Raw genomic sequence first — 26,105 nt, forward strand, 5'->3', positions numbered from 1 at the left:
CAGGAAAAGCTTGTCGTTACAACAGGGATGACAATAAAATCGAAGTAACGATAAACTACGGAACCGCATATAAACTATAATATGAAGCGCTATTCGTTCTGGGAGGGATACAATGTCTGGCAATGCCGAGGTAGTGGAAGCTTTTAATGCGGCTGTAGATCTGATCGACCACAATTTAGCGGCCGGCCGCGGACAAAAAGTGGCCGTTATTGATAAGTCCGGCCCTCATAGCTATCAGGCGTTAAGCGATGACATCAATCGTTTTGCCAACGTGCTGCGCCAAATTGGTGTTCAGCGGGAACAACGTATCGTTCTTTGCCTGAACGATTCTATTGATTTCCCGATTTGCTTTTTGGGAGCGATCAAGGCGGGCGTTATCCCCGTCCCGATCAATACCCGTTTCACCGAAAGCGACTATTCCTTCATCCTCGAAGACAGTCGTGCCGTTGCGCTTATTGTTTCCAGCGAGTTACTGGCGCCATTTGAAGGCCATCTCAAAAAGCATCCGGCGCTTAAATCCATAATTGTATCCGGCGACAATGTGAATGGGCACCTCAGCCTTTCTGAACTTGTAAAGGAGGAATGCCCGGAATTTACGGCGGCAGACACCTGTCGCGACGACATGTGCTTTTGGCTTTACACCTCGGGTACGACCGGAATGCCAAAAGGAACTGTGCACCTGCATGGAAACCTGCGTGCTACTGCAGAGTTGTATGCGAAGAAAACCATAGGCATCCGGGAAAATGACATTATGTTCTCTGCGGCCAAGCTCTTTTTTGCCTACGGCCTGGGCAATGGCCTGACATTCCCGTTTTCAGTCGGCGCCACAGCCATTCTGCTGGAGGGCCCACCAACGCCGGAAGCTGTTTGCAATATCTTTAAAAAACAGGGACCCACTATTTTCTATGGTGTTCCAACCTTGTTTGCCATGCTACTGGCCAGCGGCCATTTGCCAGAGAAAAAGGAACATAATCTCAGGTTCTGTGCATCGGCTGGCGAAGCACTACCTGCTGATCTGCTCGCCCGGTGGCAAAAGCAGATGGGGATTGATATCCTGGATGGTATTGGCAGCACCGAAATGCTGCATATTTTCCTTTCCAACCGGCCGGGCGATGTCCGTCCGGGCTCAACAGGCAAACCGGTCGAGGGCTACGATATTCGCCTGACGGGAGATGGTGGCCTGCCCGTTCCGCAGGGCGAGATGGGTGCGCTGGAAATTTCGGGCCCCTCAAGCGCCCTGATGTACTGGAACCGACGCGACAAAAGCCTTGAGACATTTCAGGGCCCCTGGACCCGGGCAGGCGATAAATACTATCAGGATGAAGAGGGGTATTTTATCTATTGCGGGCGGACGGATGACATGCTCAAAGTAGGTGGAATTTATGTCTCTCCTTTCGAAGTTGAAGCCGCATTGATCGAACATGAAGCGGTCCTTGAGGTGGCGGTTGTAGGCAAGGCGGATTCAGATCAGTTGATTAAACCAAGAGCAGTCGTTGTTGCTAAGCAGACTGATTTTGATGCGGAAATTCTGGCAGAGGAGTTGAAGCTATTTGTCAAGGAACGGCTGGCGGCTTTCAAATATCCAAGGTGGATCGAATTTGTCGATGAACTCCCGAAAACTGCAACGGGCAAAATTCAACGATTCAAATTACGTGATCCATCCTAACCCCCGATGACTGACTGGGTCGCCGCGCAAAAATGGCGCTCAGTGCTGCTGCTCGCCATCTGTCAGGTTTTGGCACTCTCCCTCTGGTTTTCGGCAACGGCAGTGATCCCGGTTTTAAAGTCGGAGTATGGCTTGAGCGGCCTGCAAGCCTCCTTCTTTTCCAGCGCCGTTGCGATTGGTTTTGTTTGCGGTACCCTTATCAGTGCAATCCTCAGCCTGGCCGACCGTATTCCGCCCAAGACCTTCTTTGCCGCTGCGACCCTGACCGCCGCACTCGCAAATGCGGCGATCGTCCTTTTTGATCCAACCTCTCCCTTCGTAATTCTCCTGCGAACTCTCACCGGAATCTGCATGGCGGGTATCTACCCAATCGGCATGAAAATGGTGTCGACTTGGGCCAAACGGGATACCGGTCTACTTGTAGGGCTGCTGGTCGGCGCGCTCACAATTGGCAGCGCCTCGCCCCATATATTGAACCTTCTGGACACAAGCGGTGTTGACTGGCAGTTGACGTTGATTGCGAGCAGTCTTCTTGCCGTCGCCGCAAGTGGTTTAATCACCCTTGTTTCTCTTGGCAGCGATATTCCCAAAGCGCCCCCGTTTGACCCTGCGTCTGCCCTCTATGCCTGGAAATACAAACCTCTTCGATTGGCGAATTTCGGATATTTCGGTCATATGTGGGAACTTTACGCGATGTGGGCGTGGATCGGGCTTTTCTTGTTTGAGAGTTTCCAGATAAGTGAAATCCAAGATGGCCAGTTCTACGCCAATCTTGGCACCTTCGCGACCATCGCAGTTGGTGGGCTTGGCAGCCTGATTGCCGGCATAGCGGCGGACCGGGTCGGCCGAACGACGGTTACAATCGCCGCGATGACCTTAAGCGGGACGTGTGCCGTGATAGTGGGTTTCCTGTTTGGCGGATCGCCCACAATATTGGTTGTCGTCTGCCTGATATGGGGCATTTCCATCGTCGCCGACTCGGCACAATTCTCCACCTGTGTCATTGAACTCAGTCCAAAAAACATGATTGGTACAATGCTGACGATCCAGACATCCATAGGATTCTTGATCAGCCTGGCGACAATCCATCTGATCCCGCTATTTATTGATCTCATTGGCTGGCGATACGCATTTGCAACGCTTGCGATCGGACCATTTCTTGGTGTTCTCGCCATGGTCAAGCTTCGCCACCGACCAGAGTCTGCTACATTAGCGAACGGACACCGATAATGGTTCTGGTGCTCCCGGGGTTGAATTTGTTAAGATACTTACCAAGTACCTTCGTATGAACAGGCGCGCCCGGATATAGGGGAGTATTATGATAAAAGGACTTCACCATAACGCTTACCGTTGTAAAAATTCTGAAGAGACGCGTCGTTTCTATGAGGATTTTCTCGGTTTGCCCTTAGCTGATGCGCTTTCAATAAGCGAATCCAAAACAGGCCGGAAAACAGACGTTCTCCATACATTTTACCGAATGGATGATGGCTCTTTCCTCGCCTTTTTTGAAGCCCCCCACCAGGACTTCGAGTTCAAGGATCAGCATGACTACGACCTCCATATCGCGCTTGAAGTGGATATGGACAGCCTTCACAAAATGTTTGCCAAGGGCAAGGAAATGGGCATCGAAACCCGCGGCATATCTGATCATCATTCCATCCATTCGATCTACTTCCGGGATCCCAACGGCTATGTGATCGAGCTCACGGCCAAAATCCCGGAAAAAACGCCGGATCAAGAGACCGCCGCAGCTGAGGCGAAGAAGCTGTTGCATGAATGGAACGAAGCCCACGCCACCGCTTAAATTCTTATCCAGCAGGATCTTTTAAAGTTGTTTGCCAGGGCGATTTGAAAATAATCTGTCCGCCTTGAACAACTTGATCCGTGGGGGATTTTCGATGCTGCGCAACAAAATTGGCTGGATAGTATTTTTTGGTTGGGTGTTTTTCATGATCCAGCCTCCGGCGTTGGCAGCAGAAGATCGATACATTGGCTATTATTACCCTACTCCAGAAGAGATAGAGATATATTGCGCCCGGGTTCCGCCTCTCGTTGATATGGATAAACGCCGGCGTGTTGGTTTTGTCATAGGAATCAAGGAAGGAATGTCCAACAAGGCCTATGATTCGGCTTATGCTGTGTTCGCCAAGGGCGGCGACTCCGAAAAATTGATCATTGTCGCCAAGACAGAAGGTCATCTGGGGACTATTTACCGGGTACGTGCGCTGCTAGCCGACCTGACCAACAGCGCCAGAACGACACCGATATTCGAAGAAAGCGGCGTGCCTGAATACCTGACTTTTCTGGATTTGCTAACCTTGCTTGGTTTTGAGTCGGTTACCGTAAGCGATGGCGACACATTCACCCACCAGATTGAAATACGGCGACTCAGCGGAGCGGCCTGCCCAAACCGATCTATTGATTAGTAGTGCAGGATTCCGGGGATACGACATTGTCCGCTTGTGTACATCATGGTTACAGTGCAGCTGTCAGATAGCTGAACAGTCAGGTTCCCTTTGCATTTTTCAAAGCTGACCCATCCGTTCAGTTCTTCGGAGCCTTCAGAGGCAACCGATCCTCGGCTGGATACGATGTAGGTAATCCTAGGGGCACCCAGTGCTTCTATGTCCAGTTTTTTTAGTTCACCTTCCACGACCCCGACGCATCCGGTTTCACGCCAACTTTCCGCCCTCAACTCAACTGGCATCAATGCAGCTAGCACCACCAAACTGACAACAAACACGTTTCCCATTTTCATTTCTGCTCAACGCCTCCTAGAGAGTGTAAAATTTCTGTCCTGCGATTTATCATGGCATTTGCCTTAAGCAATGCGGTAGAATTCACTCGAACGCAACAACCATAAAAAGGAAAAAACATGCAACCAGTAAATGTTGTCGCCATCATCACAGCAAAACCAGGGAAAAGAGAGGAAGTCCTGACAGCCTTCAAGGCGAATGTTCCTGCCGTACACGCGGAAAAAGGCTGTATTGAATATAACGCCGTCATCGACATGGATGGCGTTGGCGGATTCCAGGCGAAACTTGGGGAGAACAGCTTTGCCGTGATTGAAAAATGGGAGAGCATGGACGCATTAATGGCACATGCCGTCTCTGATCACATGAAAGCTTATGGCGCCAAAACCAAGGATTTGCTGGAAAGCCGGACTATCCACATCCTGAAATCCGCTTAATCGAACTTCATCGAAACTATGACAGCGCCCTCAGGCGCTAAAGCAGGAATGCGTTGATCTGCTCAACGCATTCCTCCCCGAAAACAGTAAAGTCCGATAATCCGTCGCTTACCGCGAGATGCTGACCGCGCACATAGCGCGGCGCACCTGATCATTTTTACTCATCCCACCAACGCCGTGACCCAGTTTCAGGCGGGCTCGAACATTGGGACTGGCGGCCCCTCGCCTTCGGTTTCAACAAAGCATACCTTTACTTCCTGCCCGATTTCCAGCGAGTCAAAATCACAGTTGACGATATTTGTCATCATCGAGATATCCGTCCCGGCAAGGGTCACATAGGCAATTGCATAAGGTATTGGCGCCGCGTGAAAGACACTAAAGGAATAAATATGAGCCCGACCATCACTTTCCTTGAAATAAGTGTCTTCACTTCCGCAATGCGGGCAAAGTGAGCGAGGATAATAATGCGGCGCCTCACATGTGCGGCAATATTTTACCAGCAGCTTGCCGTCACGAATGCCGTCCCAAAACGGGCGCGTTTCTTCTTCGATATGGGGGGCGGGTATTGTTCTATTTTCTGTCATTGTTATACCCTTTCCAGAATTAAGGTTCCTGCAGCATGTCTCGTTCCGAGCGAGCCGCCCGTACCATGAGCAACGGCTAGATCGCAATTCGCGACCTGAACGGCTGGATGCGCCTCTCCTCTGAGCTGACGCACGGCTTCAATTACTTTTGTCATACCACCTCGGTTACCCGGATGGTTATTGCAGAGTCCCCCACCATCAGTATTGAAGGGTAGCTTTCCGACGCCGGAAATAAGATTACCGTCAGCGACAAACTTGCCCCCGTCCCCCTTCGCGCAAAACCCGAGATCCTCGAGCTGGATCAATACCGTAATGGTAAAGCTGTCATAGATGGAGGCATACTTAATGTCAGAAGGCTTTACGCCCGCCTCGGCAAATGCCGCTGGTCCCGAGAAAGCCCCGGCTGAATAGGTGAGGTCAACACGTCCACCCATCTGATGCTTGGGCGCTTCGCCCGCACCGATAATCCGCACTTTCGGCCGGTTAAGTTCAGCCGCCACTTCAGGCGCAACCACAACCAGCGCCCCGCCACCATCGCTGATGACGCAGCAATCAAGACGATGCAGCGGATCGGCAATCAACGGGGAATTCACGACGTCATCGACTGTTACCACCTTCTGCAACATGGCGTTCGGATTGTGCTGCGCATGATGAGACGCGGCGACCTTGATCCAGGCAAGCTGCTCACTCGTCGTTCCGAATTCATGCATATGGCGCCGGGCACACATCGCGTAGTTGTTGACGATCGTCGGCGCAAACGGCAACTCGAATGCGACATCGGGGGAATCGGTTCCGTAATTGCGTGGCTTTGTGCCCGTCGCCTCACCGGAGGAGCGGGGCTTACCGGCAAGGGTAATAAGTGCGACTTTGCACTTGCCTTCCGAAATTGCCTGCGCCGCATGGGCAACGTGGATGACATAGGAGGATCCGCCGGTTTCCGTGGTATCGATATGGCGCAACTTCAGGCCCATATAATCGATCATGGAAAGCCCGCCCAGCCCGGGAGCATCACCGGCGCAGAAATAGCCATCGACATCGTCCTTCGTCAGGCCGGCATCTTCAAGCGCCCCTTTGGCGACCTCCGCATGGAGTTGTGCGAGTGATTTATCTACAGCCTTACGCGTCGGATGCTCATAAGCTCCAACGATATAGGCTTTCCCTTTTATGGTCATGAGAAAGGTACCTTATTGTTATTATTTTCCATGCCTTTACGGCATGTTTAGGGCGGCAACCGTAGCAAAGGCCCATCTGACATTCAATGATATTATTTGCCGGTTGGCGAACTGAAATCCCGGAGAACAAAAAAGCCGGAGGAGACATCGTCTCAACTCCGGCTTTGTGTTGGTGGCTCCTCCCAGACTCGAACTGGGGACACATGGATTATGATTCCACCGCTCTAACCAACTGAGCTAAGGAGCCACAGAGCAGACGCCCAACCTTCGTCCGCAAGCGAACGGCAGGCGCTTTGAAGCCCGGTTTTTAGGGTTTTTACAATGTCCTGTCAAGCAAGGAAATAACAATAATCAGACCAATTGGTGCCGAATGTCGGCGATTTTGACAGGCGCCTCTGTGCCGGCTATCCAACCACCGCCAAGAAGCCGGTCTCCATCATACATAACACAGGCCTGACCGGCAGAAACGCCCGCTTCCGGTTCCATAAGGTGAACTTCCGCCCAGCCATCTGGCGCACCGAACACGGTCGCCGCCATCGGCTCCTGCGTGGAACGGACCTTGACCATTACTTCTGTTCCGTTCTGCCCCAGGGGAGCATCACCGATCCAGTTCATCTCACGCAAGGTGAGTTTGGAGACGAGAAGCGCCTCGGTCGGCCCAACGATAACCCGGTTCCGGTCGGGATCAATCCGCACAACATAGAGGGGATTACCTGTCGCAATGCCAAGCCCACGGCGCTGACCGATCGTGTAGTTGATGATACCCGTATGCTGACCGAGTATATGGCCCTCAAGATCGACAATATCCCCCGGCACCGCCGATTCGGGCCGCATCCGTTCAATAACCTTGGCGTAATTGCCATTCGGCACGAAGCATATATCCTGGCTTTCAGGCTTGGCCGCGACAGCCAGATTATATTTATCGGCAAGGGCGCGCGTTTGCTCCTTCGTCAGATCGCCAAGCGGAAAGCGAAGATAGTCGGCCTGCTCCTGCGTCGTAGCGAACAGGAAATAGCTCTGGTCCTTGATGGCGTTGCGTCCGCGAAATAGTTGTGCCTTGCCGTCTTTTTCATCGCGGCGCAGATAGTGACCGGTCGCGAGGGCAACTGCCCCGAGATCCTTGGCTGTTTCCAGAAGGTCCCGGAACTTTACGGTCTGGTTGCAGCGGACGCAGGGCACAGGGGTTTCCCCGCGCAGGTAGCTATCGGCAAATTCGTCCATAACGCTATCCTGAAACCGGCTTTCATAGTCCAGAACGTAATGGGGAATGCCAATCGCTTCCGCCACTCGCCGCGCATCATGGATATCCTGACCTGCACAGCAGGCACCCTTTTTCTGAACAGCCGCGCCATGATCATAGAGCTGTAGCGTAATTCCCACTACATCGTAGCCCTGATCTTTCAGAAGCGCAGCCGTGACCGAACTGTCGACGCCGCCAGACATGGCGACAACGATGCGGGTATCTTCCGGCGCTGTATCAAATCCAAGTGAATCCATGGCGGGGAATATAGAGTGCACTGTCTAATATGCAAGTCAATCCCGCAGCAATACTGCCGTTTACAGGAAGTTCAGCAAACTCATGCGGTTGATTGCGCTCAATACGCTATAGGAAGTTTCAAGAGCGAGTTCCCTTTGAGTGAGGTTGGCAATAGCTTCGGCAGCGTCGACATCCTCAATATTGCTGACAAATACTTTTGTCTGGTCAACCTGAAGACCAAGGGTCTCCATCGTCTCGTCCAGGGTTTTCTGATTGAGGCCATTATCGCCCCGAAATCCTGCGATATTGTCGAGCATCGATTCAAGGCTTGCGATTTCAGTGATCAGAAAATCCTGATCCTCCTGAGAAAGAGGCGATCCAAAACTGTTCGAAGGGCCGACCGGCACCGGCGCTGTGCCAGGCACGACGCCATTCGCCCAGAGCGCCAACCGCTGCAAAGACGTCATGATTTCAAGACCAATTTCATCGGCCACCATGCCAACCTCGAGGGTTCGGTTCTCATCTATACGAACAGTTGCCTTGAGATCGTTGTTCTGAAAGATGTCCGTTGGCGGTTCTGCCGCTGCTATCAAGTCATTAATTGAGGAAAGATTGATCGGCGGCATATCACTGTTGGATCCGCCGAAAAGATATCCTTCGGTATTCTTGCTGTTCAGAAAATTCAAGACCGTGTCAAACGCGCCTTCGATGGTGCTGTAAAGACCTTGAGGCGATGCCGTATTGACTGTCGACATCACGGCGGACAGAACATCTCCGCCCGCTCTTTCCACACCGGCCAGCGCCTGATCATATTGTGCAAGCCGGTTCATGATCTTGCCGTTGTTCGCTTCATATTGCTCAAGACGGGAGAGTAATGACTTTGCACCCGCAAGGTTCGTCACATCCATGTGAATATCTTTATAATATTCCGCCACATGACCCGTTGATACCTGCCGCTGCGCATCTGCGAGCTTATATTGGCTCCCCATCATTTCCTTGATAAGCGTCTGGCTTTGCTGAAATGTTGAAACGCGTGTCATGGTTTTTCTCCTAGACGAGATTGATCAGGACGTCATACATTTCCCGCGCGGTCGTGATGATCCGCGCAGAAGCGTTATAAGCGTTCTGATATATGATTAGATTGGCGAGCTCTTCGTCCATGTTGACGCCTGAAACTGCCTGCATTCGATTTTGAAATTCACCACTCAATGCGGCTCGGTCAGTTTGCAGACTTTCAGCCCGGGCGGCATCCAATCCGGATTTGGCCAGTATTTGGGCAGCATAATCACCAAGAGTTACAGAAGACCCGGTCAGTCCGCCCACGGTGCCAAATGAGAAGGACTGAGTCGCCAGATCCTGAAATGCAAGTGCACCGCGATTATCCGCCGTCGTCAGCGCAGGTGTCCCCGATGGGTCAATCTTGGCCGTTGCCAAGCGCAGAATATCCGTCGAAATTGACGGATCAACGGCAAACTCCAACCCCGTATCAGCCGGATATTCAAGACCGACACCGAACATCTCTGAAAAACTTGTGCCGGTAGCGCCCCGATCTGAAGTATCTGACAGGACATTGATGCTGTAGTTCCCGTAACCTGTGGCAGAGGTGAAGTTCAAAGCACCGTTTGAATCCAACGATGCGGTCAAAAATGACCCCATATTGCTGTTGATCTCGGTGACAACATCCGACATCGTGCCGCCAATCGCGCCAAAATCGAGAACCATCGAAATTGGCTCTTCACCATTCGGGCCGATCAGCTCCAGAGTAGTTGTACCGGTAAATCCATGAGCGTCTGCCGCTGCTAACCCGGTCTGATACGAAGTGTCGATTCTCGTCGTGATCAAATCATTCATGCCGAAAAAGTGGGAAAAGCCGCGCCCTCCCCGATCAGAGGGACTAGCTGCTTCCTGACCGATACCGACACCGGACGCGCCGCCCTGTGCAGACATCGTCAGAACACCACCACTCAGGCTCAGTGTTCCCGCCCCCAGCGCGCCGTTCACCTCTGCCATCACATCGGCCATTGTCGCGGTACCGGGGTTGTCAAAATCAACCGTGTACGAGGCAACGATATTATTACTGGCGTTAAAGCTGTAAAAAGTGGCCTGACCCGTAAATCCATGCGCATCCGCTGCGAGAACGCCTGTCGCCCTGCCTGTCATAGTAGCTGGAGGGGGCACGGAGATATTCTCGTTATGGATGGCATTGAACTGCTCTGCCACACCGGCAGCAAGCGCCCCAATCTGCGCGGCAAGATTTGGCAATTCAGTATTGCGCATATCTATCCAGCCACGAAGAGACCCGCTTTGCAGTTCCGGATCCAGTGCGAGGCCCGTATCCGCAACTGTCTTGGTCGTCGGGTCATAGACATTGAGCGAAATCTGGTCGAAGATTGTCTCGCTGGTAACCGACGCCGCCGGCGAGTAAACAAGCTGGCGGGGCTCGAAATCCAGCAGCTGCTGCCCGGCATCCGTCACGACGGCAATTGCGCCATCGTTCATGGAATATGTCTTGATATCCATGACCTTTGAAATCTCGGTAAGAGCCTGGTCACGCAAGTCTTCCAGATCACCGATTGGCTGGTTGCTCTGGTAAGCCGACTTAATTTCGAGATTCAGTTCATAGATTCTCAGAATAGCGTCGTTTACGACATTCACTTCTTCGGCAATATGCTTATCCGCTTCCTTGCGAAGGCTCTGGATTTTCGTGAGCAACCGATCTGTTTCGATACCAAAATTGGTAATTTCATTGAGGGCCGCCGTACGCGAGACCGACATGGTAGGGTCGATGGTCAGCGCTGCAAATGCGGAGTTCATGCTGTCGAGTTTACCCGTCAGCGAGTTATTCGCCGCCGGATCCCCGAGCAAAGACTGAAGTTGGCCATAGATTTCGGACATGGCCTTATATTGCTCCGATCCTGCCGTCGCCAGGCGCAACTCCTTTGCAATGAATTCATCTGTAATGCGCCGAACTTCCGAGACCTCTACTCCGGTGCCAATTCCGTTAATTGACAGGGCGCTGTATTCAACAGTTTTGCGCGCATACCCTTCCGTCTGGACATTGGCAATATTCGTTGACGTCACATTGAGGGCAGTTTGGTGCGCCAGCATACCGCTTACGCCAGAGTTAAAAATTGCATTCAGGCTCATGATACTTGCTCCAAAACGATTGGCGTAACGGTAAGCTCACCGGAAAATATGGCCGCTGACTGGCAAAACATACCGGGCGACATTTGCCTGCCGTCCTCAGTAAAACCCAGAGGAATATTAATAACCTTATGTTTTATATAGTTTTTTAACGTCATATCTAACTGCTCGCATAAATGCTTCAGGCACAAAGTCCGGCCCTCACCATTAAAGAAAGCAAATTTGATGCCAATTAGTGAGGGAGCGTTCGCCAGAGGGCGTCTTTCAACAGAAAATGTACCCAGGTAGATCTTGAGAACCCTGCCAGATTTGGATTGTCGGGTTTGCAGGGTTATGTCCTCTGACCCCTTTATTTCCAACTCGGCAATTTTATCCACATCACTAAATTAGACCGATCGAATCCGGAGTATTTTTCCTAATCCACCAGGGAAGATAAATCCCAACCCATTATTTTTATTGATATTTTTAATTCTCAAAAAACTGGCCCGATGTTTGCTTCCTATTCCGGTGAGCTATTAAAGCGCGTGACGCATATACATTGAGTGAGAGTAGCATAATGGATGTTGGGCAGATAATAACGGCGACGACCGATCCGACGAGACGGGATAGCGATCCGTATCGGAACGACGCCGAGGATTTCGCGTCCTACGTGAATGAGACGGCGCCAAAATATGAGTCTCCCGCCAAGGAGAAATCCGCGAGCAAGAACGCAACCACGGATGAACCCGTTAGCGCGCAGAATGCCGCGTTGCAGAAACCGACAGAGAACGACAGTACATTTGAGAATGAAGCAACAGCGACTGAAGATGCCATGCCCGCGTCTCAGGCCGCAAATACTTCGTCAGTAGCTGTACCATTACCATCCGTAGTACCGGCCTCTCCGGCCACGTCAACCGGGCTTGAGGGAGTTGCCAGGAAACCTTCCGTTGCTTCCGCGACAGCTCAAGCCTCCGTATCGACCCCGTTAGCGGATACCTCTCATCTTCCAATAAATGTAACGGCCAATACGGGGAAGAAACTGGGATCTACTGCGGTTGACACTAACGTAAAGAATTCAGAGACGGCCACAGCGCCCGTAACTAAAGCAAATGAAAAGGCTGCTGTGGCAACTCCACAAGATGCAAAAACGGCGAATGCGTCTCCAGACGTGCTCACCAACTTGCGGGCTGAAGCCAATGCGAAGCTAAGTGAGAAAGACATTCTCTCGTCAAAAATCGCGGAGATGCTCCAGGATGGAAAAGGCAAAATCAGCCTGACCGCGACCAAGCAACAGCAGAGCTTCCAGACCGCATTGGCAAGCAGCACCAACCTGGTCACGGCCACCATGACCAATAGTACAGCCACGCCAAATCCGACCCTTTTGTCTGCTTCCGGCGGTGACTTAAATGGTGCGGCGACCCAGACGTCCTTACCCGCTTCAGGGGGCATTCAGGGTCTACCTGCAGAATCATTGAATCAGACTGTGCCAACAGCTCCTACAGGCAGTGTCCAGGGCGTTGACGCAACAGCAACAAACGCGATGAGCCAGGCCTCCAACGCAGCCCGCGCGGCAGCTCATTTACCGGTCGCCGAACAGGTGTCCACACAAATTAGTGCCGCCATCAAGGAAGGTCATGACCGGATCAAGATTAGCCTGCACCCGTCAGAACTCGGGCGTGTCGAGGTGAAGCTGGATATTGGACATGATGGTCGCGTCCTGGCGGTTGTCTCCGTGGATAAGCAGGAAACCCTCGATCTCCTGCAACGGGACGCCCGCAGCCTGGAGCGTGCCCTGCAGGACGCCGGATTTGATACGGGGTCCAACAGCCTTAACTTCAACCTCAGCCAGAATGGGCAGGATGGCGAAGGTGAGGACTTGAATTTCGCAAACGTAAATATGCCAATTGAAGAAACGGGGGAAGATACGGGATTGTCAAATCTTCCTCTTCATTCAAAGGCCGGGACCCCGACAAGTGACGGTGGCCTCGATATCCAAGTCTAGATATTTGACTAAATGAATTGATTTAAAAAAGTGAGAATTGAATCATGCCGGAAGTAACTTCCACCTCGCAAACCCAGAGCAGCGCCGCCGCTAAGGCGCAAACAAACCTGGCCAGCAATTTCGACGATTTTCTGACATTGCTGACAACGCAATTGACTCACCAGGATCCGCTCAACCCGACGGATTCGACGGAATTCACCAATCAATTGGTGAACTTCAGCAATGTCGAGCAGGCGATCGCCACCAACCAGAATCTGGAAGCCCTAGTGCAGCTGACGCAAATGTCGCAGCAAAATGCATTGTCTGCGAGCATGATCAATTATCTCGGAAAATCTATCGGAACAAATCTCAATGTGTCCGAATTGAGTGACGGGGAAGCAAGCTGGAATATAGACCTGGGCAGCCGCGCCTCTTCCGTTAAGTACGAGATTTATAATCAGGAAGGTAATATCGTTTATACCGAAACTGCCGATGGCGCTCCTTCCGGTAAACAGCAATTTACCTGGGATGGCACCAAGTCCAGCGGCTCGGAGGCAGAAGACGGCGCTTATTACCTGGTCGTTAAGGCCGAGACTGAGGGTGGCAGCGCTGTCAATGTCGGCTACAGCTTCAAAGGTGTTGCCACAAGCATTGAAACGGTCAATGGCGAAGCCGTCTTGATGGTTGGCGATGTCCCGATTGGCCTTGGCTATATCACTTCCGTAACTGAACCTGCAACTACTGATCCGTCCGCTTAATCGCGGCTAACTAAGACGCCTTCGCCATTCTCTAGGTGGGCGGTAAAATAGGAGAGAGAAAATGAGTTTAACAGCAGCAATGTTTTCCGGTGTTTCGGGATTGGCCGCGCAATCAACGGCGATGGCAACCATCTCGGACAATATTTCCAATACGAACACAATTGGTTACAAGAGTACCAACGCGATCTTCTCGACCCTGGTGACCGAGAGTGCAACGGACACGACTTATTCTGCAGGGGGTGTCCTTGTTCATCCGCGGGCACAGATTGACCAGCAAGGCCTGATTACGGCATCAGATTCGACGACGCATATGGCCATTGCGGGCGATGGCTTCTTTGTCGTCTCGACAGCCGCTGATCCAGCCGCAGCGGGAGGCAATTATGTCTACACACGCGCTGGTACATTTGAGCCCGACGCGGCAGGTCTTCTTCGTAATGCCCAGGGATATTATCTACAAGGTTGGGAAATCGACCCGAATGGTAATATTCCGGCTAACCAGTCTGACCTGGCGGCACTGACCCCGGTAAATATTACGGGCCTAACGGGTAACGCCGAAGCGACCTCGCTCATCAATCTCAAGGCCAACCTTTCATCCGACCAGACGACCTATGGCGCAGGCTATGTCGCAGGAGACATGACGAGCGGTGCGGTCGACCCTCACTTTGTACGGTCTTTCCAGATCTATGACAGCATGGGCTCCGCGCACAGTGTCTCGTTCAATTTTCTGAGAACGGGATCGGGTGCGACACCGAATGAATGGACTGTCGAAATCACGACAGACATTGATGGTGATGGCACAGAAGATATGCTCTCCTCAGACATCGTCGCCTTCAATTCCGACGGTACGCTCGATATGGCCTCAACAACCCTCTCCAGTACAATCACAATTCCCTGGACTGCGGCCATGGGTATCGATACGCCGCAAGATGTTACGCTTAACTTTGGCTCCGACGGTCTTTCAGATGGCTTTACTCAGTTCGCCTCAAACTCAGAGCTGGTTTCGTCTGAGGTAAATGGTGCCTTGTTTGGCGCCTTCAACGCAGTGTTTATTAATGAAGAAGGAACTGTAATCGCCAAGTTCGATAACGGTACGTCAAAGGAAATCTACAAGATACCGGTCGCAACTTTTGCAAACCCGAACGGATTACGGAACCGCGACGGCAATGCCTATGACGAAACACCTGAGTCAGGAGCCTTCACCCTGCGGGAAGCTACTCTAGGCGGAGCCGGCACAATTATTTCATCTGCGACTGAAGCGTCCACTGTCGATATCGCGGAAGAGTTCACCCGTATGATTATTACCCAGCGTTCATATTCCGCAGCCGGTAAAATCATTACGACTGCGGACGAAATGCTTGAAGAGCTAATCCGCCTGAAGCGGTAGTTTTTTTAAGGCCCTGGAATTGATATCTTCATGGCGCGAAACATGCTCTCCCGCCATGAAGATAAAATTAACCAACCTCATTAGCTGTTTGTTAAATCGATGGGCCTATGATCTCATTTCAAGGCGAAATGTAAGAGTGAGGTAGAGTGCAGATGCAGTCGCAAATGGACCGCAAAGTAAATCGGATTATTGGACTGGATGGTCAGCCCATGACGATTCATGACCTACCGCCGAAAGATACCAAGAGATGGGTCATTCGGCGGAAAGCTGAAGTGGTCGCCGCTGTCCGCGGCGGGCTGATCAGTCTGGATGACGCATGCCGGCGCTATACGCTTTCAGTCGAGGAATTCCTATCCTGGCAAAAAGCAATTGATAAGCACGGCCTGCCGGGTCTTCGCACGACCCGGATCCAAGAGTACCGTCCTAGTGATGCAGGTTTCAAACATGACTAGTTAATTTAATTGTTATTCTCTTTTGAATGAAGCCCGGCAGATGATGTCGGGCTTTTATTTTGGCCGAAGCAACCCGTATCCGAAAACCGTAGTTTAAATGCAATCCAGTGCTTAAGAAAAACCACTAGGCAAAAATTTCCGTCTACCCGGCAATTTTTGCCTGCCGTTAACCACTTGTTTATCTCCTCATCGTATCTTTTGTGAAGTGGAACAAATTTTATACGCATTTTAATTGAGTGGGAGCATCAACGTGAACGGATTAAGCCAGCTTCTGCAAAGTCTGGGAACAGTAAGGGTGATGATCCTTGGCGGCGTCGCCGTTGGATTGATTGCGTTGATCATGTTAATGGCAACACGGATCAGCAGCCCCGACTTTGCCTTGTTGTATGGCGGTTTGGAACCTTCTGACTCTGCGGCAATCGTTTCGAAGCTTGAAGCAGAGAACATTCCGTTTCAGATTGCCGGAAATGGCCGGGATGTCCTTATCCCTAACGATCAAGTGGCGTTGGTCCGACTGAAAATGGCTGAAGCCGGACTGCCGAATGGCGGCTCCGTGGGTTACGAAATTTTTGACAGCTCCGACACTTTCGGCACCACAAGCTTCGTTCAGAACGTCAACTATGTTCGTGCCCTTGAAGGTGAACTTGCACGCACCATCCGCGCATTGAATAACGTATCCGCTGCACGTGTCCATCTCGTACTGCCAAAGCGGGAAGTGTTCAGCCGTGATAAGCGACAGGCCAGTGCTTCTATCGTCTTGAAACTTAACGGACGTGGAAGGCTGACAGACGATCAGATCGCGGCCATTCAGCATATGACGGCAACTGCGGTACCGGCGCTTTCTCCCTCTCATATTTCCATTGTTGATGAAAATGGCAACTTGCTGGCGAGGGGCGACGGGAAGGAATCCCCTGGTTCCGGTTACAGCTCACAAAGTGATTTTAAACGCATCGCCTATGAAAGCCATCTGAAAGAACAGATTGAGCAGTTGCTGGAAAAATCGCTGGGTCCGGGTAATATCCGTGCCGAGGTTAGCGCTGTTATGGATTTTGACCAGCGTACCATCCACTCGGAAACCTATGATCCCGATAGCCAGGTCGTTCGTTCTTCTCAGCTTGTCGAGGAAAGCAACTCGTCGAATGAAGGTATCTCCAATGATCCTGCGGTATCGGTTGCCAATAACCTTCCGGAGGCCGGGGCAGATAATGGGGGAGGCACAAATTCAAAGAATGCTGCTTCCCGGACAGAAGAAACGGTCAATTACGAAATCTCCAAGACGATTACAACGGAAGTACGGGAGTCCGGACCGGTTCGGCGTCTTACGGTTGCCGTTCTTGTCAATGGTCGTTCAGAAGTTGCGGCAGACGGGACCCGCACCTATGAACCGTTGAGCGAAGAAGCTCTGACGCAGGTGAGCCGCCTCGTAAAATCCGCCATAGGCTACAACGAGGAACGTGGCGATGTCGTCGAAGTGGTCAACATGCCGTTCGCCCAGGTCATCGAAAAATTTGCGGAAGAAGAGGTTGTCACCGAGGACATTTTCATGGGCCTGACAAAAGCTGACCTTTTCAAAATGGGAGAAATGGGCGTTCTTGTTATTGTCGCCATCCTCGCGTTGCTGCTTGTTGTCCGCCCTCTTCTTAACCGCGCTCTTACGGCCACACCGGCCCTTGCCGGTCACGGTGGCGGGGCTGGCGCCCTGCCAGGGGGCGGCTCCGTGCCGGCCATTGCTGGCAATCAGGGGCAGGGCGGCGCCGGGCAACGGTCTGAAACTTTGAATGAAATCGACAGCATGATCGATTTGGACAGGGTTGACGGCCAGGTCAAAACCTCGGCTCTCAACAAGGTTAGTGAAATTGTAGACAAGCATCCAGACGAAGCAATCTCCATTCTTCGTAGCTGGCTCTATCACGACGCATAAGGGAACGTCATTTTATGGTTGCAAATGATACAAAATATCTGAATGGACCCGACAAGGCCGCCATCATGATGCTCGCCCTCGGAGACGAACATACAAAAGATTTGTGGACGCGGCTCGATGAAGAAGAAATCAAGGATATTTCACAGGCAATGTCCAATCTCGGATCCATTTCTTCTGAGGTAATGGAGTCACTGTTCGTCGAGTTTGCCAGCAAGATTTCTTCTACAGGAAATATCGTCGGCAGCTATGAAGCGACAGAGCGGCTGCTTATGAAAGCTCTTTCGGGCGAAAAGGTCGAGGGCATCATGGAGGAAATTCGCGGCCCTGCCGGCCGCACCATGTGGGATAAGCTGGCCAATGTAAACGAGCAGGTTCTCGCCAACTATCTGAAAAATGAGTATCCGCAAACAGTGGCCGTGGTCATGAGCAAGATCAACGCCGGTCACGCGGCAAAAGTCCTGTCCACACTTCCGGAAGACTTTTCCCTCGAAGTTGTCAACCGGATGCTGCAAATGGAATCCGTACAGAAAGAGGTTCTCGATAAAATCGAGGATACATTGCGCAGTGAGTTCATGAGCAACCTCGCAAAAACCAATAAGCGGGACAGTCATGAGTTGATGGCGGAAATCTTCAACAATTTCGATCGTAATACCGAAGGCCGTTTTATTTCAGCTTTAGAAGAGCGCAACCGGGATTCAGCCGAAAAAATCAAGGCGCTGATGTTCACGTTTGAAGATCTGCTCAAGCTAGACCCGGCAGGCGTCCAAACACTGCTCCGAAATGTAGACAAGGAACGTCTTGGTATCTGCTTGAAGGGTGCATCGGAAAGCCTGCGCGATCTCTTCTTTACCAATATGTCTGAAAGGGCCGCGAAAATCCTCCGTGAGGATATGGAGGCAATGGGACCTGTTCGCCTTAAAGAAGTTGATGAAGCACAGATGGAAATCGTCAACATCGCAAAGGATCTTGCGGATAGCGGTGAAATTATGCTGGCCGATAGCGGCGGCGATGACGAGTTGATCTATTAGGATGCGATTAGACATGGCGGCAACCAACAAGTTTCTTTTCGACACTGATTTCGGCCCGGATCCGTCCTCACCGGAGGCGGCGCAGAACCATGTGCAGCGGGAAGTAGCCATTTATACGGAAAGCGAGGTTGCCGCGTTAAAAGCCGAAGCTTTTGAACAGGGTCGCCAAGAAGGTCAAAGCCAGTCTCAGCAGGGACTCGAAACGGCCGCTGCAGAGACAATGACCGCGATCAGCGCGCAACTGGAACATCTCATGTCCAGTCATGAGTCAAAAATGAATGTCTTGAAACAGGAGGCGGCGAGCCTCGCACTTACAATAGCGTCAAAATTTGCCCCTGCGCTGATCGAGCGCGCACCGGAAGCAGAGGTAAAGAAGCTGATAGAGGATTGCCTGGTCGATCTACAGGATGAGCCGCGAATAGTAATTCGAGCAAATGAAGAGGTTTGCGAAAGCATTTCCCAAAAGATTGACGAAATCACCAGCCGCTCAGCTTTTCAGGGAAACCTTATCCTTCTTCCCGACGAAACCAGGCACGCCGGCGATTGCCGGGTGGAATGGGCAGACGGCGGAACGGAACGCCGCCTTGAAGATATTGAGGCGCGTCTCGAAAAAGTAATCAATCGCTTTATTCGCTCTTCGGGCGAGACAGAGCAGGAAATGCAAAATGTTACGGATCAGCCGACCGCTGAGCAATTTTAAGGAGTGAGAACGTGGCAGAAGATGAAGAACTCAACCTTGAGGACCTGAACAAGTCGTCTGCGGCTGACGGGGACGTCGCTGTCAGGGAGGAAATCTCCGGCGGAACGGCTCTCGACAATGTCAACGAGGATGAAGATACCGAAATTGCCCGCACGGCAGCAGACCTGGAAACCGTCTTCGATATTCCGGTACATGTTACTGCCGTCCTTGGTAAATCCCGCATGCGGGTTAGCCAGCTCCTCAAACTGGGCCGTGGGGCCGTGATTGAACTGGATCGGAAAGTCGGTGAGGCGATTGATATTTATGTCAATAATCGCCTGGTCGCACGTGGCGAAGTCGTTGTTGTCGAAGACCGTCTTGGCGTAACGATGACGGAAATCATTAAAGCCGATCGCCGCTAAAAACAATGGGTAGCGTAGTGAACAAAATTGATATAGCAACGGTTCTGGGATTGTTTGGCAGCTTCGCGCTCGTCACAGGCGCTGTCCTGCTCGGCGGGTCGATTGCCTCTTTCTACAATCTGCCTTCCGTCTTGCTGGTGCTTGGAGGAACCTTTCTGGTCACAACGATCAGCTTCTCCCTGACGGATATTATCCGTGCGCAAAGGTTAATCCTGAACGCCCTGTTCACGCGCAACGTAACGCCTGATCTTGCTGCCTATTCCATGCTTGACCTTGCAGATAAATGCCGTGGCAAGGGTGTCCTTCACCTGCAAAACTATATGCAGTCGCTCGAGCAAGACAGCTTTCAGCGCAAATCCCTGCAACTTGTGGTCGATGGTCTTCCTGTAGAAGAGGTCAATCGCATATTGCAAAATGATCTCAACGGCATGATTGCAAGGCACAATGCCTGCTCCAGCGTCTTGCGGAAAGCAGGGGAAGTCGCCCCGGCCATGGGCCTGATCGGCACGCTTGTCGGGTTAGTGCAAATGCTGGGCAACCTGAATGATCCGTCAAGCATCGGTCCGGCGATGGCCGTCGCCCTGCTCACCACCTTCTATGGCGCTATTCTCGCCAACATGTTCTTTAACCCGCTGGCGTCCAAACTGGAGCGCAATTCGGCCGAAGAAGTCTTGTTGAACCGGGTATTCATGCTCGGCGCCACATCTATCGGACGGCAGGAAAATCCCCGCCGCCTTGAAATGTTATTAAACACCCTGCTGCCGCCCGCAAATCGCGTGCAGTACTACAGTTAAGTTACTAGGAGAGTAAGTCGATGAGGTTGCTTATAATTGGTTCCCTGAACGGTCAGATTGGCGCTGCCAGCCAGATCGCCATGTCGCGCGGCGCCAAGGTCAGTCAGGTGGATGATATCGAGATGGCAATGGCATCGCTGCGGGCGGGCAAGGGTGCCGACATGGCAATGATCGATGTCAACCTGCCGATTAAGGCGCTTGTCACCATGCTCTCCAGCGAACGGATCAATCTTCCCGTTATCGCCTGTGGGGTAAACACCGACGCAGCCGCGGCAGCGAACGCCATCCGTGCAGGCGCCAAGGAATTTTTGCCTCTGCCCCCGGATCCGGAACTGATCGCTGCGGTTCTTGAGGCTGTCTCCCAGGAGAACAACAAGCTCGTTTTCGCTGACCCTGCCATGAAAGACGTTGTTTCCCTGGCGGAACAGATCGCACCCTCATCTGCGTCTGTCCTGATCAATGGCGAAACGGGAACAGGCAAGGAAGTCATGGCGAGCTATCTGCATTCGCACAGCCTCCGCTCAGATAAACCCTTTGTCTGCGTGAACTGCGCAGCTATTCCCGAAAACCTGCTGGAATCCGAACTCTTCGGTCATGAAAAAGGCGCCTTCACCGGCGCAATCGCCCGTCGTATTGGCAAATTCGAAGAAGCGAGCGGCGGGACACTGCTGCTGGATGAAATCAGTGAGATGGATATCCAGCTGCAGGCAAAATTACTGCGCGCCATCCAGGAAAAAATGATCGACCGTGTCGGAGGCACCAAGCCGGTGCCGGTAGACATCCGCATCATTGCAACGTCGAACCGTGATCTTGCCGAGGCTGTTGCCGACAAGACATTCCGGGAGGATTTGCTGTTCCGGTTGAACGTTGTCACCCTTAAAATCCCCCCTCTTCGCCAGCGTCCCGTTGATATCGAGGTTCTCTCCAAGCATTTTGCGAAGAAATATTCGGAATCAAACGGGGTGAGCGAGCGGAAAATCGATGATAGCGCCATGGTAAAGCTCAAGGCAAATCCCTGGAAAGGGAATGTTCGCGAGCTTGAAAACACGATCCACCGCGCTGTCCTTCTCTGTCAGGGCGACGTGATTACCGGAGACGCCATTCTGATGCCGGACGGTAGCGCCACACCAGCGGATCAAGGCGCGTCTGCGTCAAGCGACGCTTTGAATGGCGGCGCGATGGCGAGTTCGCTTGTTGGACGGAAAGTAGCCGATGTCGAAAAAGACCTGATCCTGAACACGCTTGATCATTGCTTTGGTAACCGTACCCATGCCGCCAACATTCTGGGGATCTCCATCCGGACATTGCGGAACAAGCTCAAGCTCTACTCCGATGATGGCGTGGAAATCCCCGCCGCTGCCGGGGACAACCGGTATCAGGCACGTGCCTAAGCTTCTCATAAATATTTCCAGTTCTGGAGCGTAAACAGTACATGAGTGACCCACAATCAACGGCAACGGCGCCACAAGGAAGCAATGATCTTCTGCAGCGGATAACGCAGATTGTTGGACGCAGCGATATCGGCCTCGCCCTTGGTGTTGTCTGCATCCTGATCATTCTCATTCTGCCAATGCCGAGTTGGCTACTGGACTTCAGCCTCGCGATATCGATCACCTTCTCCGTCGTGATCCTGATGACCTGCCTGTTTATCTCCAAGCCGCTGGATTTCAGTTCTTTCCCGACAGTTCTCCTAATTGCGACGATGTTGCGGCTCGCCCTTAACCTTGCCTCTACCCGCCTGATCCTGTCTGAAGGACATACAGGCCCTGAAGCCGCGGGACATGTGATCGAGGCCTTTGGCAGCTTTGTCATGGGCGGCAATTTCGTCATTGGTATTATTGTCTTCTCCATTCTGGTACTGGTGAATTTTATCGTCATTACCAAGGGTTCCGGCCGTATTGCCGAAGTCGCGGCCCGGTTCTCTCTTGACGCTATGCCCGGCAAGCAGATGGCAATCGACGCCGATCTCTCTGCAGGCATGATTAACGAGGAAACGGCTCGCACTCGCCGTAAGGAACTCGAGGATGAAAGCGGGTTTTTCGGTGCCATGGATGGTGCCTCGAAATTTGTCCGCGGAGACGCCATAGCCGGACTTCTGATCACTTTTATTAACATCATCGGCGGCATCATCATTGGCGTCGCCCAGGAAGGCATGTCCTTCGCAGCGGCTGCTGATAGCTATACTCTCCTTACCGTAGGTGACGGCCTGGTCAGCCAGGTACCGGCTCTTATCGTATCCGTTGCAGCCGGCCTTCTGGTTTCGCGTGGCGGTGTCATCGGCACAACGGATAAAGCCCTGATGGCGCAATTGGGCGGTTATCCCCGCGCGCTTGGGGTGAGCTCCTTCCTTCTGGTTGGTCTCTCGCTTCTTCCTGGCGTACCGATGATACCCTTTCTGATTTTGGCAGGCGGCATTGGTTATTCCGCGTTTGTTCTGAACCGCCGACAGGAAGTGAAAGCCAGCGAGGAAGAGCAGCTTCTACTTGAGAATAAAAAGGCCGCTGTTCCCGTAGAAGAGCCGATCTCCACCGCGCTTGCGATTGATGATCTTCGCCTTGAGCTCGGCTACGGTCTGCTGTCCCTGATCAATGACAATGAAGGCTATCGCCTTACTGATCAAATCAAGGCCCTGCGTCGCCAGATCGCCAGTGAAATGGGCTTTGTGATGCCGAGCGTACGCATCCTTGATAACATGCAGCTTCCTGCTAATAATTACCTTGTCAGGGTAAAAGAGGTTGAGGCGGGCGCTGGCGATGTCCGGCCCAACAACCTCCTGATCATGGATCCGCAAGGCCAGCAAATCGACCTCCCCGGCGAAGAAACTGTAGAACCGACGTTCGGACTGCCCGCCGTTTGGGTAGATGCAGGCCAGCGCGAGGAAGCTTCTTTCCGGGGGTATACGATTGTCGATCCGGCAACTGTCATCACGACACACCTGACTGAAATCCTGAAAGACCATATGCCGGATCTGTTATCCTACGCGGAGACACAAAAACTTCTCGATGATCTGCCAAGTGTCAATCAGAAGCTCATCGCCGATCTAATTCCGACACATATCTCGGTAAGCGGTGTACAACGTATTCTGCAAAATCTTCTTTCTGAGCGGGTCTCCATCCGCGATTTGCCGACCATTCTGGAAGGAATTTCAGAAGCAACAGGATATTCGCAGAATATCAATATCATTACGGAGCATGTTCGCGCACGCCTCGCCCGGCAGATCTCTGCCGTGAACACGGCAGAGGATGGCTATATTCCGCTCATCACGCTCACCCCGCAATGGGAGCAGAATTTCGCCAACGCAATTATCGGGCAGGGTGACGACCGGCAACTTTCCATGGCACCGAGCCAGTTGCAGGAGTTTATCGCGCGGGTAAGAGAAGTATTCGAAACGCTGGCGAGTCAGGGCCATAATCCGGTAATGCTGACCAGCCCTGCAATCCGTCCCTATGTGCGGTCCATCGTCGAACGTTTCCGTCCGTCAACCGTGATCATGTCACAAAATGAAATCCACCCCAAGGCCAGACTGAAAACACTGGCGCAGGTTTGAGGCAGCAATAAATGCGGATCAAAACCTATACAGCCCCGACCATGGAGAAGGCCATCAATATGTTGCGCCTTGAAATGGGGCCGGAGGCAATCATCCTGTCCAGCCAGAATATGGAGTCCGGAGTTGTCCAGCTAACGGCCGCCGTCGAACAAACAGAAGTCTCGACACCATCAAATGGCAGCACATGGGCAGCTGACTGGGATAGTGACTGGAAAGCGGAAGCGGCCGAACCATCGCGCCCAAAAGTGAATGTCAATTCCCAACGGTCCGCCCCGCCCAAACCTTCTGACTCGTCCTCGAAAAAACCCAAAGAGTTGCGGATTACTCCCAAGATGGAAGCCCTCGTCCAATCGATGGCGTATCACGGTATCCCTACAATTCTCGCGGAGAAGCTATGCCGGTCGGCGCTTTCCATAAAATCGGAAGATACCGAACTGGCCCTCGCCGCTGCCCTGGACAGCCATTTCAAATATTCAACGCGCATCATGGGCCGCAAAGTACCCATGATGCTTGTCGGTCCGCCCGGAGTCGGCAAGACCATGACACTCGCGAAATTCGCCGCAGCGGGAAAGATGGAAGGGCATCGGGTCCGGGTTATCACCACCGATACCAGTCGTGCCGGAGCCTTTGAACAGCTTAAAGCTTATACGGATATACTTGAGTTTGATCTCGATGTCGCCGAAACGCCCGAGCAACTTTCGTCTCTTGTAAATAGAATAAAGGAGACGGAAAATGCGGACATTCTCATCGATACCGCGGGGGTCAATGTTTATGACGAGGATGAGGTTACCAAACTCACCCGCCATATCATCGCCTCAAAGGCAGAGCCCGTTGCGGTTCTCGCGGCCGGCACCGATACCGCCGAAATGAGCGACACAGCAGAGGGGTTTGCCACGCTAGGCGCACGACGGATGATCGTGACGCGCCTCGATACTACGCGCCGTTATGGCGGAATTTTCACCGCGGCGCATACCGCCAAGCTCAGCTTCTCCTACGCCAGCGTATCTTCCTCAGTTGCCACCGGCTTACACACGATCAATCCGGTCAACCTCGCCCGTCTCCTGCTGAGAGATCCGACACAATCCGAAGTCGACAAAGAATTTGACAAGGTAAAGCCATGATCCAGACTGAAAGCCCACTTCGCAACCGCCCCTCACTCCACCCTGCGACTCCGTCCGCAGGTAGAAACCTTATTACTATAGCGTCCGGTAAGGGCGGCGTTGGTAAAACTGTTCTCGCCGTAAGTCTTGCTCAATCCCTTGCCAGAGCAGGGAAAAAGGTTCTGCTTTTTGACGGCGATGTCGGGCTTGCCAACGTCGACATCCAGCTCGGGATCATGCCCGAGAAGGACCTGGCGACTGTCATCACAGGTGAAATGTCTCTAACCGATGTGATTTTCGAATGCGCGGCGGGCGGGTTCGATCTCATCGCTGGACGGTCAGGGTCGGGGTCTCTTGGCAGTATGTCTATGGTCCAGCTTAAAAAGATCCGTGAAGACCTCGCGACACTCGGCAACCAGTATGATTTCATCATTATGGATCTTGGCGCCGGCATCGATGATACGGTCAAGACACTCTCCAACGGGCTGGGGGCGAAACTGGTGGTAACCACCGGCGATCCAACATCCCTCACTGACGCCTATGCCTACATCAAGGTGACCTCACAGCTTATGCCAGGCGCGGATCTGCGGGTCCTTATTAATATGGCTAAATCTGAAGCCGAAGGACAAAAGGTTTATGAGAAGCTGCTGAGCGCCTGCCGGAACTTTCTAAAATTTGAACCGCCGCTCGCCGGAATCATCGAACTGGATGAAAAGGTCTCTAGCGCTATCCGGGCCCAGACCGGGCTCATGACACGATATCCGACCAGTCGCGCGGCCGGAAATATCGATAATCTTGCGCGTAGTATCATCAAGGGAGCTGCATAG

Annotated in this window: 25 protein-coding genes and 1 tRNA gene; 18 read left to right on the forward strand and 8 right to left on the reverse strand. The window is 52.4% G+C overall.

What is annotated here, in order from left to right; all coding sequences use genetic code 11:
- Positions 1-112: 112 nt before the first annotated feature.
- From J0X12_RS16310 to J0X12_RS16325, 4 genes are all read left to right on the forward strand, one after another.
- Positions 113-1,666: a benzoate-CoA ligase family protein gene (locus J0X12_RS16310; RefSeq protein ID WP_207047506.1), complete on the forward strand. Its 1,554-nt coding sequence runs from the start codon at positions 113-115 to the stop codon at positions 1,664-1,666.
- A gap of 6 nt (positions 1,667-1,672) precedes the next feature.
- Positions 1,673-2,896 carry an MFS transporter gene (locus tag J0X12_RS16315; RefSeq protein WP_207047507.1) on the forward strand — a complete coding sequence of 408 codons (1,224 nt, stop codon included), beginning with the start codon at positions 1,673-1,675 and terminating at the stop codon, positions 2,894-2,896.
- 88 nt (positions 2,897-2,984) lie between these two features.
- On the forward strand, positions 2,985-3,470 hold the full coding sequence (locus tag J0X12_RS16320; protein WP_207047508.1) for a VOC family protein: 486 nt from the start codon (positions 2,985-2,987) through the stop codon (positions 3,468-3,470).
- Between the two features lie 94 nt (positions 3,471-3,564).
- Positions 3,565-4,092, forward strand: a complete 528-nt coding sequence (locus J0X12_RS16325) for a hypothetical protein (protein ID WP_207047509.1) — start codon at positions 3,565-3,567, stop codon at positions 4,090-4,092.
- Here the strand turns inward: J0X12_RS16325 and J0X12_RS16330 are convergent.
- Entirely contained in the window at positions 4,089-4,373 is a 285-nt protein-coding gene (locus tag J0X12_RS16330; RefSeq protein ID WP_207047510.1) for a hypothetical protein, read from the reverse strand. The genes J0X12_RS16325 and J0X12_RS16330 overlap by 4 nt on opposite strands.
- A 168-nt stretch (positions 4,374-4,541) precedes the next feature.
- Between J0X12_RS16330 and J0X12_RS16335 the strand changes: the two genes are divergently transcribed.
- Positions 4,542-4,856: a putative quinol monooxygenase gene (locus J0X12_RS16335; RefSeq protein WP_207047511.1), complete on the forward strand. Its 315-nt coding sequence runs from the start codon at positions 4,542-4,544 to the stop codon at positions 4,854-4,856.
- Between the two features lie 188 nt (positions 4,857-5,044).
- On the opposite strand, the gene J0X12_RS16340 is transcribed toward J0X12_RS16335, so the two are convergent.
- The 7 genes from J0X12_RS16340 to J0X12_RS16370 all read right to left on the reverse strand — a co-directional run bounded on the left by J0X12_RS16340 (position 5,045) and on the right by J0X12_RS16370 (position 11,610).
- A complete protein-coding gene (locus J0X12_RS16340; protein ID WP_207047512.1) occupies positions 5,045-5,440 on the reverse strand; it encodes a Zn-ribbon domain-containing OB-fold protein in 396 nt (131 codons plus the stop codon).
- A gap of 2 nt (positions 5,441-5,442) precedes the next feature.
- Complete coding sequence (locus J0X12_RS16345) at positions 5,443-6,612, reverse strand: thiolase domain-containing protein (RefSeq protein WP_207047513.1); 1,170 nt, start codon at positions 6,610-6,612, stop codon at positions 5,443-5,445.
- 170 nt (positions 6,613-6,782) lie between these two features.
- Positions 6,783-6,859 (reverse strand) — tRNA-Met (locus J0X12_RS16350).
- Positions 6,860-6,963: 104 nt separating this feature from the next.
- Positions 6,964-8,109 carry a tRNA 2-thiouridine(34) synthase MnmA gene (mnmA, locus tag J0X12_RS16355; protein ID WP_207047514.1) on the reverse strand — a complete coding sequence of 382 codons (1,146 nt, stop codon included), beginning with the start codon at positions 8,107-8,109 and terminating at the stop codon, positions 6,964-6,966.
- Between the two features lie 60 nt (positions 8,110-8,169).
- Positions 8,170-9,129: a flagellin gene (locus J0X12_RS16360; protein ID WP_207047515.1), complete on the reverse strand. Its 960-nt coding sequence runs from the start codon at positions 9,127-9,129 to the stop codon at positions 8,170-8,172.
- Between the two features lie 10 nt (positions 9,130-9,139).
- On the reverse strand, positions 9,140-11,236 hold the full coding sequence (gene flgK, locus J0X12_RS16365; RefSeq protein WP_207047516.1) for a flagellar hook-associated protein FlgK: 2,097 nt from the start codon (positions 11,234-11,236) through the stop codon (positions 9,140-9,142).
- Complete coding sequence (locus J0X12_RS16370) at positions 11,233-11,610, reverse strand: hypothetical protein (protein WP_207047517.1); 378 nt, start codon at positions 11,608-11,610, stop codon at positions 11,233-11,235. The genes flgK and J0X12_RS16370 overlap by 4 nt, the downstream gene beginning before the upstream one ends.
- A gap of 179 nt (positions 11,611-11,789) precedes the next feature.
- On the opposite strand from J0X12_RS16370, the gene J0X12_RS16375 reads away from it, so the two are divergent.
- The 13 genes from J0X12_RS16375 (at position 11,790) to J0X12_RS16435 (ending at position 26,105) form a co-directional block, all read left to right on the forward strand.
- Complete coding sequence (locus tag J0X12_RS16375; RefSeq protein ID WP_207047518.1) at positions 11,790-13,214, forward strand: flagellar hook-length control protein FliK; 1,425 nt, start codon at positions 11,790-11,792, stop codon at positions 13,212-13,214.
- A 44-nt stretch (positions 13,215-13,258) separates the two neighbouring features.
- Positions 13,259-13,951 carry a flagellar hook assembly protein FlgD gene (locus tag J0X12_RS16380; RefSeq protein ID WP_207047519.1) on the forward strand — a complete coding sequence of 231 codons (693 nt, stop codon included), beginning with the start codon at positions 13,259-13,261 and terminating at the stop codon, positions 13,949-13,951.
- A gap of 61 nt (positions 13,952-14,012) precedes the next feature.
- Positions 14,013-15,335, forward strand: coding sequence for a flagellar hook protein FlgE (flgE, locus tag J0X12_RS16385; protein ID WP_207047520.1), 1,323 nt, complete (start codon positions 14,013-14,015; stop codon positions 15,333-15,335).
- A gap of 152 nt (positions 15,336-15,487) precedes the next feature.
- Positions 15,488-15,787 (forward strand): CtrA inhibitor SciP, encoded by a 300-nt coding sequence (gene sciP / locus J0X12_RS16390; protein ID WP_207047521.1) that lies wholly within the window; start codon positions 15,488-15,490, stop codon positions 15,785-15,787.
- A 250-nt stretch (positions 15,788-16,037) separates the two neighbouring features.
- Positions 16,038-17,708 (forward strand): flagellar basal-body MS-ring/collar protein FliF, encoded by a 1,671-nt coding sequence (gene fliF / locus J0X12_RS16395; RefSeq protein WP_207047522.1) that lies wholly within the window; start codon positions 16,038-16,040, stop codon positions 17,706-17,708.
- Between the two features lie 14 nt (positions 17,709-17,722).
- A complete protein-coding gene (fliG, locus tag J0X12_RS16400; protein ID WP_207047523.1) occupies positions 17,723-18,736 on the forward strand; it encodes a flagellar motor switch protein FliG in 1,014 nt (337 codons plus the stop codon).
- Positions 18,737-18,749: 13 nt separating this feature from the next.
- Positions 18,750-19,436 (forward strand): FliH/SctL family protein, encoded by a 687-nt coding sequence (locus tag J0X12_RS16405; protein ID WP_207047524.1) that lies wholly within the window; start codon positions 18,750-18,752, stop codon positions 19,434-19,436.
- A gap of 11 nt (positions 19,437-19,447) precedes the next feature.
- The gene (gene fliN, locus J0X12_RS17620) at positions 19,448-19,837 is read left to right on the forward strand and encodes a flagellar motor switch protein FliN (RefSeq protein ID WP_207047525.1); all 390 of its coding nucleotides are present in this window, start codon (positions 19,448-19,450) and stop codon (positions 19,835-19,837) included.
- A 17-nt stretch (positions 19,838-19,854) separates the two neighbouring features.
- The gene (locus J0X12_RS17625; RefSeq protein WP_207047526.1) at positions 19,855-20,631 is read left to right on the forward strand and encodes a motility protein A; all 777 of its coding nucleotides are present in this window, start codon (positions 19,855-19,857) and stop codon (positions 20,629-20,631) included.
- A gap of 20 nt (positions 20,632-20,651) precedes the next feature.
- A complete protein-coding gene (flbD, locus tag J0X12_RS16420) occupies positions 20,652-22,022 on the forward strand; it encodes a sigma-54-dependent transcriptional regulator FlbD (protein WP_207047527.1) in 1,371 nt (456 codons plus the stop codon).
- Positions 22,023-22,063: 41 nt separating this feature from the next.
- Positions 22,064-24,178 (forward strand): flagellar biosynthesis protein FlhA, encoded by a 2,115-nt coding sequence (gene flhA / locus J0X12_RS16425; protein WP_207047528.1) that lies wholly within the window; start codon positions 22,064-22,066, stop codon positions 24,176-24,178.
- An 11-nt stretch (positions 24,179-24,189) separates the two neighbouring features.
- Positions 24,190-25,299: a flagellar biosynthesis protein FlhF gene (locus J0X12_RS16430; RefSeq protein ID WP_207047529.1), complete on the forward strand. Its 1,110-nt coding sequence runs from the start codon at positions 24,190-24,192 to the stop codon at positions 25,297-25,299.
- The gene (locus tag J0X12_RS16435) at positions 25,296-26,105 is read left to right on the forward strand and encodes a MinD/ParA family protein (protein WP_207047530.1); all 810 of its coding nucleotides are present in this window, start codon (positions 25,296-25,298) and stop codon (positions 26,103-26,105) included. Before J0X12_RS16430 ends, J0X12_RS16435 begins: the two co-directional genes overlap by 4 nt.

It is taken from the genome of Sneathiella sedimenti (genome assembly GCF_017313765.1).
GTDB lineage: Bacteria > Pseudomonadota > Alphaproteobacteria > Sneathiellales > Sneathiellaceae > Sneathiella > Sneathiella sedimenti.